Raw genomic sequence first — 7,140 nt, forward strand, 5'->3', positions numbered from 1 at the left:
GATCTATCTAGCGTACGGGTACGTCGAAGAACTCTGGCTCATATACATCATGAGCAAGTAGTACAAGTCGGGACCTTTCCTCTTCGTGGTGGCTTCTACCCTATTCAGGCGGCACTCTCCCAGCCGTTACGCACCAGCCGTCGGCGCATCTCTCGGCGCACTCGTGCCTCCAGCGCGGGGTCGGTCTCCAGAAGTCCGGCGAATTGTCCGCGAACCTCGGTCATATACTCGCGCAGCGCCTCCGGGTCCGACTCACGGGCACGCGGGGGCGTCACTGTGGCGACGATCTGGCGCACCACGTTCCCGCGGTGCCGGGCATTCTCCACCTCCTCCCGGCGCGCCTGCTTCTGCTCGTCCCGCTCCTGCCAGGCGGCCGCCGCGCGGCCGTCAGCGCCGGTCGCCTCGGCCAGCCCGTCGAGCACCGCGGTGTCAGTGAACAGGTGCAGCCCGTCGAGGTCACGGAGCATCCCGCGGGCGCGGCGCAGGGTGGAAACCGTGAAGTGCTGGGAGGGGTCAGCGCGCGCGTCCAGCAGCACGCATAGGTGCCACGCGGGCAGCACCAGGCGCGGAGAGTCGATGCCGTAGGCGATGGCCGGATGCCATGGTGCCGCCAGCAGGGTGCGCGAGACCTGTGTGCCCTCCAGCACCGCGTGCAACCACGGCCCGGCGCGACGTTCCAACGCCGCGCGGGAGCGGGCGGGGATCGGGCGCAGAGACACCCGGCGACTGCCACCAGGACGGGATGACTGGTGCGTCACCCAGAGCCGGTTCACGAGCCGATCGAGAGACCGGGCCACCGTGCCACGGGACCAGCCCAACGCCGCCGCGGCGTCGTGCTGGTTAAGCAGCAAGCTGTCCCAGCGACGCGGGTTGTGGTCGTCGGAGAGGAGCTGATGACAGAGATATGACATGAGCGCCCTGTCTACAGAGAGGGTGCCCCGATCCGCCGTCGCCGGGGGAGGAGAGGAGAGCCGGTGAACAAGAACCGTGAGGACAAAGGAAGGGTCCACAGAAGACTGACGGTGAGCGGACGCGGCGGACGCCAAAGCGTAAAGCTGACGGGAGGACAAGAGAGACATGATGTCCGGGCGGGCGTGGAAACGACGTCGGGCGTAGGAGACAACGGTGGAAACATCGGGCTCGGCGGCCAGCAGAGCCAGGATGATCTGACGGGCGGACTTGGTCTCGTAGGCGGCGGCGATGGCCGGGAGAACACTGGTCACGGTAGAACTCCTCTATGCCTGCTACTACGTAGCGAAGCGGAGTAGTAGCAGGGCTAATGGGGGTGATTCTGGCGGGGACGGGGATTCTGGCAGGACAGCAGGCGTAAGACTGCGATAGACCGGAGGATGCTCGGGAGGATCGGCCGGGACGCGGGGCAAGACGACATGGAACCGGGTATCGGTGCCGGGGTCTGGCTGCGGATCGGCTGTCGGTGTCTGGTGGCTGCTGCCTGTGGTCGGATACATCGTCTGCTACTGGTCCTACTGCTGTTGGTATCAATGGGTGTTGTTGGTGCCTTCGTTGTCGTCTGCTATCCCCTATCTGTCGTTCTATTGGTTTCTCATTCCGGTGTCCGATGCGGTGACTCTGGACGCTGGTGATCCCTCGACCGTTGTGTACCTTCTCTTAACCACTGCCGCATTTTTTACAGCTGCTGCAACAGGTCGTCCACATCAGCTCGCCCACGTTTCCCATTGCCCTTCTTGGGCGCCGGATGGCTACCACTTTCGGGCTCCTCGGTGTCGTCCTCACGCAGCGCCTCGGGCCGCTCCGTCGGCAGCGGGTCGGGCGTCGGTACGCCAGCGGCGTCGAGCACCGCCTCGATCAGATCGGGCTCCGCGTAGGCCACGCGCACCCCACGCACTGCACCTCCTTCACTGGCGGTCACGGCCAGCCCGCGGCTGGCTCCGTCGTCGAGACGGCCAAGCGGCGGGGTTCCTACGTCTCCCCTAGCGATTCCCGCGCCACCGTGGCCGACTGCTGGCAGGCGTACCGGGCCGCGAGAGGCAGCCGGCTGAAGCCCAGCAGCTTGCGCTCCCTCGATGTCTCCTGGCGCACGCACGTGGAGCCGCGCTGGGGCAGTGTGCAGGTGGGCCGGGTGACGCGGCGCGCGGTCCAGGAGTGGACGAATGGTCTCGCGGGGGAGCGGTCGCCCACGGTGACGACTCGTGCCGTGGAGGTCCTGCGCGGTGCCCTGGCGGTCGCGGTGGAGGACCAGCACGTGCGGACCAACCCTGCCGCCGGCGTCACCCTCCCGCGCCGGGGACGTAGCCGCCACCGATATCTGTCCCGCGTCGAGGTGCGCGAGGTAGCCCAGCACGTCCCCGATCGCTACGCCGATCTTTTCCTCCTCCTGACCCACCTCGGGCTGCGCTGTGCGTGGAGGACATCGACCTTGTACGCTCCTGCATCCATGTCCACCGCACCGCGGGCCTTGTCGGCTCGGCGTGGGTCGAGGGCACCCCCAAGACCCACGAAAAGCGCACCGTCCCCGTACCGCGCTTTCTCCTGGATCGGCTGGTGCGGCGCACGGAGGGCCTGGCCGCGCATGACCTCGTGTTCCCCGGCCCCAGCGGATTCGTCCGGCCCCCGCGCAAAGCCTCAGCCCAGCAGCGCGAGGAGTGGCTGCAGCGTGCACTGCGCGAGGCAGGCCTGGACTACCTCTCTCCCCACGACCTGCGGCACACCGCCGCGTCCCTGGCGGTCCAGTCCGGGGCGAGCGTGAAGGCCGTCCAGAGCATGCTCGGGCACGCCTCGGCCGCCATGACCCTAGATGTGTACGCGGACCTTTTCGACAGCGATCTGGATGATGTGGCCGCGCGCATGGACGAGGCGTGGGCGGGAGTCGGCGGAAACTCCCGTGACTCCATTTTGACTCCATGACTCCATCACATAGGGGGTATGGAGTCACGTCGGGTTCAGTATCATCGCACGTCATACGGGGTATTGGCATGTCATAGAGTAGGGGGATGGGGGTTCAAATCCCCCATCCTCCGCGTTTGTCCTGAGTCGGGTCATCGTTGACAGACGAGTCGGTAGATGGATGACAGAAGGGTCCTGGAACTTCGGGGTTCCGGGGCCCTTTTGTCGTGTCCGGGACAATTCCAGGTTCCCTATCAATACCGAGCGCCTTGAAGATTGGTGGGGCCGGGCAGGCGGGTCCGCCCTCGTCGCGAGTGTCTCGTTATCCAAGACGATCTGTCTTGGATAGGGAGATACTCGGTACGGTCTCCAGATGGACGTTCCCCACTTCCCGGACGGTATCGAGGCCTACCCGCACGGGCATCAGCCCAGCGTTCTGGCCTCTCACGCCGCCCGCACCGTGGACAACAGTTGTGCGTATTTCCTGGATCGCCTCGAACCTGGACAGTGGATCCTCGACCTGGGGTGCGGGCCCGGATCCATCACTCTCGACCTGACGGAACGCATCGGCCCGAACGGTCATGTCCTGGGAGTGGACTTCTCCGCTGATGCGATCAGCGCCGCACGTGCCGTTGCTGGGTCGCGGGGCGTGGTGGCTGTCGAGTTCATGGTGGGGACCTGTTCGACCTCGATGTAGAGCCGGGATGTTTCGACATCGTCCACGCTCACCAGGTGCTGCGGCATCCGGCCGACCCGGTGAAGGCCCTCCGGGACATGGCCCGTTACTGCAAGCCGGGAGGGCACATTGCCGTACGTGACGCCGACTACGGGGCGATGGCCTGGTATCCGCAGCTGCCGGGTGTGAGCGCATGGTTCACCACGTACTGCCGAAGTGCGCGTGCGCCAGGCGGTGAGCCCGATGCGGGCCGGCAATTGCGGGCATGGGCGAATGCCACCGGGCTGGAGATCACCTACGCGGGGGCATCGACATGGACCTACGCGACCCCTGAGGCCACGGCGTGGTGGGGGAACACCCAGGCGGACCGCGTGTTGCACTCGACCTTCGCAGAACGTACTCGTGCACAGGGCCTCACGGACGCTGACCTCCAGATCGTGGCGCGCGATTGGCGGACATGGGGTCAAGATCCTGACGCCTGGTTCTTCCCTCCCCACGGTGAACTGATCGTTGTGAATTCCTAGTGAAGTAAAAGCAGCCTCGCGTGCGCCAGGCTGCTTTTACCCCACTTAATTTTCACCAGCGGAAGGGGTGGGAATGTGCCCCCCCACCCGAGGCGTCAGCGCTTCGGCGTGAACGACGTGGAGCACTTCCACGTGGTCTTGCCCGAGGTGGCGACGACGTCCACGACCACCTTGCGGTTCAGGGTGGCCCGGCCGATCGAGTAGGTCGTCACGGCGGTGCCCTTGGTCGAGGCGACCGCGGTCTTCTTGGTCGTGGTGGTCTTGTACTTGGCCGTGGTGGTGACGTTGGCGCGTGCGCCCACCTGGGAGACGTTCACCGAGGTTTTGGTGTACTGGCGGGGCTGCGTCACGGACATGCTGGCCTTGCACGGCTTGACCACGGCGGCCTCGGCCGGTGCGGAGGAGCCCACGGCAACGGTGCCGGAGGCGAGGAACAATGCGATGAGCCCGGTCGTGACAGAGCGGCGGATGGAGGTTGCGGCGGACATGCGCGGATCCTTCGTTAAGGGTGAGGAAGCCCGTGGCGGGCGTGTGATGACAGCTCCGCCGGCCCGTGCGGTACTCACCGATCAAGGGGGTGAGCACATCATAGGAACAGGAATGACCCCTGAGTAATATCCGCCGAATAATTACGATCGCACATGTCTGCGCGGATCCGTCACCGGTTCGCGAGGCCCCGGCACTGGTTGGTCAGCCCGGTCATCTTGCCCTCGACCGCTTGCATGGGGTTGTTGCCGTTCTCGAAGTTGTGCAGCACCTGCTCCATGCCGCGCAGGTTACCGCTGAGCTCCTGCGGTGCCGCCGAGCGCAGCTGCGCCACGGCCTCGCGGGCACCCGCGGGATCGTTGCTCACGTTGCCCGGCATGTTGGCCCGGAACGCGTCGATGTGCTCGCACGTCTCGGCGGCCGTGAGCGGACCGGTCACCGCGGCCATCCCGCCGAAGGGGTCGCTGCTGTCCGCGGAGTTCCCCGATCCACCCGTGGCAGCCGGGGAGTCCCGCGCCTCCGAGGTCGCGGGGGCTGGCAGCATGACGCCGCCCGGCCGCGTTCGTGCGCAACGGGCCGGGTGGCGTCGTCGTACCGGAAGGGAGGGCTACTTCGTGCCCGCCCGGAACCCGGCGATGAACGGGTCGTGGTCGGAGGAGGCGACCTCGTTCGGGACGTAGTAGTCCAGGGCCGTGGTGCGGTACTGGGCGTACTGCAGCAAGGGTGACTGGCCCGAGTTGATGTTCCACGCGGCCGCACCGGTCATGCGCTTGGCGAGCGACGGCGAGATCAGCATGTGGTCGAGCGAACCCACCTGCCCCCCGAACACGTACGTGTGGTCGTCCTCGGCGGCCCGTGCGTACCCGGCGCGGTAGAACTCCTGCAGGGGGTCCTCCTGGGCGTACGAGTTGAAGTCGCCGAGCACGGCCACGTCCTGGGAGCCCGCGGCGGCCGTGAGTTCGGGGATCCAGTCGACGACGGCGCTCGCCTGCGCCACGCGCGACGCGTTCCAGGCGCCCTGGCCGTCACCGGTGTCCCGGTTGGGACCGGTGCGGGGAGCGGAGCCCTTGGACTTGAAGTGGTTGACCACCACCGTGGTGGGTGCTGCGCCGTGCTTGCCGCCGCCCTTGGTCGCGGTGAACGTGGCCGCGATCGGGGTGCGCGCGTTCTCGAAGGCGCCGCCGGCCACGGCCTCGGAGCCGAGGGCCCGGACCTGACCCACCTGCGTGACCTCGCGGGGCTGGTAGATGATCGCGTTGGTGATGAAGTCCTGCTCTGCAACCGGCTGCAGCTCGGAATCCGCCACGGGGACGTAGGCCCACTTGGTGTAGCCGGCCGCCTCGTTCAGCGCCTTGACCAGGGAGGCGAGCGCCTCGTCCTTGGGCTCGCCGAGCTTCGCGGAGTTCTCGACCTCCATGAGCCCGACCACGGAGGCATCCACCTTGTTGATCGCCGAGACCGTCTTGGCCTGCTGGCGCTCGAAGTCCGCGCGGTCGTAGGCCCCGCGCGCGTCACAGCCCTGCGCCACGTTGTACGTGCCGTCCGTGGAGTAGTTCCCGCCGCGGCAGCCCTTGTCCTGCCCCACGGTGGTGAAGTAGTTCAGCACGTTGAAGGACGCGATCCGCACCTGTCCACCCACCCCGGCTTGGGGTCCGCCGAGCCGGAGAACCGGGCCGGTTCCTTGCCCGGGACCACCGGGGCGGTGGGCTGCAGGCGCCACTTGTCGAAGCGGTAGTCCACGATCACCGGGGCGGTGATCCGCGCGGTGTCGCCCACGGCCACGGGGTTCTCGGGGGTCAGGTACGGGACCTGGCGGGGTTCCTGGGTGGGCGATGCCGCGAAGCCCCGGTTGGTGCCGTCGTCCAACGTGACCGAGATGGCGTCATTGCGCTGCGCCTGGGCGCGCGCCTCGGGGCTGTTCGGGCGTGCCACCTGAGTGGGTTGGGCGGGCAGCTCCTTGCCCGCGGACAGGCCCAGCTCACCGTAGCGGCCCACGCCGTAGGTGTCCGAGACCCGGAACTTCTCCTTGGGCAGGTAGAGCATGGATTCGAGGTTCTCGCGGTTCGCGGCGGTGGACGCACAGTTGTTCGTCACGGGCTTCACTGCGGGGAGCTTGTCGCGCACCGGAGTGACCGCCACGTTGCCCGCGAGCTGGGTCAGGCCCTTGAACTCCCCGGCCACACCCGTGACCTGCACGCGGTCACCCACGGACACTGTGGACTGGGTGGCTCCCGTGTACACGAACACGGCGTTCGAGGCCCGGGAGGTGTCCACGTGCCCACCGGTTCCGGGGGTCTGAATCACGAATCCGCCCAGGGTCCCCGGATCACCCGGGTACACGGCGGTGACGACGGAGGGCTCGGTGGTGACCGTCTGGCCCTTCAGGGGCGTCTCGTCCCCGGTGCCCTGGATCTGAGCGATCGACACGGTCCCGGTGGAACCGGAAGGCGCGGGGGCGGCCACCGCGGGTGCTGCGGCCAGGCCGCCGCACAGCAGGAGCGCGCCGGAGGACACGGCCGCGATGCGGGTCCGCAGGCTGAACAGGGGTGATGTCACGGGCATGAGGGGTCTCCGGTCGAGGGTTTGTCG

At 67.4% G+C, this 7,140-nt stretch carries 6 protein-coding genes and 2 pseudogenes; 2 read left to right on the top strand and 6 right to left on the bottom strand.

Features of this window, described 5'->3' with window-relative positions; all coding sequences use genetic code 11:
• Positions 1-104: 104 nt before the first annotated feature.
• Both J1M36_RS12385 and J1M36_RS12390 read right to left on the bottom strand, forming a co-directional pair.
• Positions 105-1,223, bottom strand: coding sequence for a hypothetical protein (locus J1M36_RS12385; protein ID WP_206479988.1), 1,119 nt, complete (start codon positions 1,221-1,223; stop codon positions 105-107).
• A 425-nt stretch (positions 1,224-1,648) separates the two neighbouring features.
• On the bottom strand, positions 1,649-1,852 hold the full coding sequence (locus J1M36_RS12390; RefSeq protein ID WP_206479991.1) for a hypothetical protein: 204 nt from the start codon (positions 1,850-1,852) through the stop codon (positions 1,649-1,651).
• Between the two features lie 530 nt (positions 1,853-2,382).
• Here J1M36_RS12390 and J1M36_RS12395 point away from each other — a divergent pair.
• Both J1M36_RS12395 and J1M36_RS12400 read left to right on the top strand, forming a co-directional pair.
• Positions 2,383-2,886 carry a site-specific integrase gene (locus tag J1M36_RS12395; RefSeq protein ID WP_206479993.1) on the top strand — a complete coding sequence of 168 codons (504 nt, stop codon included), beginning with the start codon at positions 2,383-2,385 and terminating at the stop codon, positions 2,884-2,886.
• Positions 2,887-3,372: 486 nt separating this feature from the next.
• A pseudogene (locus J1M36_RS12400) lies at positions 3,373-4,065 on the top strand (class I SAM-dependent methyltransferase); the annotation flags it as partial.
• A gap of 95 nt (positions 4,066-4,160) precedes the next feature.
• Here J1M36_RS12400 and J1M36_RS12405 read toward each other — a convergent pair.
• The 4 genes and pseudogenes from J1M36_RS12405 to J1M36_RS12940 form a co-directional block, all read right to left on the bottom strand.
• Complete coding sequence (locus J1M36_RS12405; protein WP_145003666.1) at positions 4,161-4,553, bottom strand: hypothetical protein; 393 nt, start codon at positions 4,551-4,553, stop codon at positions 4,161-4,163.
• A gap of 170 nt (positions 4,554-4,723) precedes the next feature.
• Positions 4,724-5,095 (bottom strand): hypothetical protein, encoded by a 372-nt coding sequence (locus J1M36_RS12410; protein WP_206479995.1) that lies wholly within the window; start codon positions 5,093-5,095, stop codon positions 4,724-4,726.
• A gap of 63 nt (positions 5,096-5,158) precedes the next feature.
• Complete coding sequence (locus J1M36_RS12935; RefSeq protein WP_342358352.1) at positions 5,159-6,178, bottom strand: ExeM/NucH family extracellular endonuclease; 1,020 nt, start codon at positions 6,176-6,178, stop codon at positions 5,159-5,161.
• A pseudogene (locus J1M36_RS12940) lies at positions 6,151-7,140 on the bottom strand (hypothetical protein); the annotation flags it as partial. The gene J1M36_RS12935 and the pseudogene J1M36_RS12940, both read right to left, overlap by 28 nt.

Source organism: Kocuria sp. KRD140, assembly GCF_017168375.1.
Lineage (GTDB): Bacteria > Actinomycetota > Actinomycetes > Actinomycetales > Micrococcaceae > Kocuria > Kocuria marina.

Coding starts and splice junctions, on each gene's coding strand:
- J1M36_RS12405 (WP_145003666.1), bottom strand. CDS start 4,553: ATGTCCGCCGCAACCTCCATCCGCCGCTCTGTCACGACCGGGCTCATC.
- J1M36_RS12410 (WP_206479995.1), bottom strand. CDS start 5,095: ATGCTGCCAGCCCCCGCGACCTCGGAGGCGCGGGACTCCCCGGCTGCC.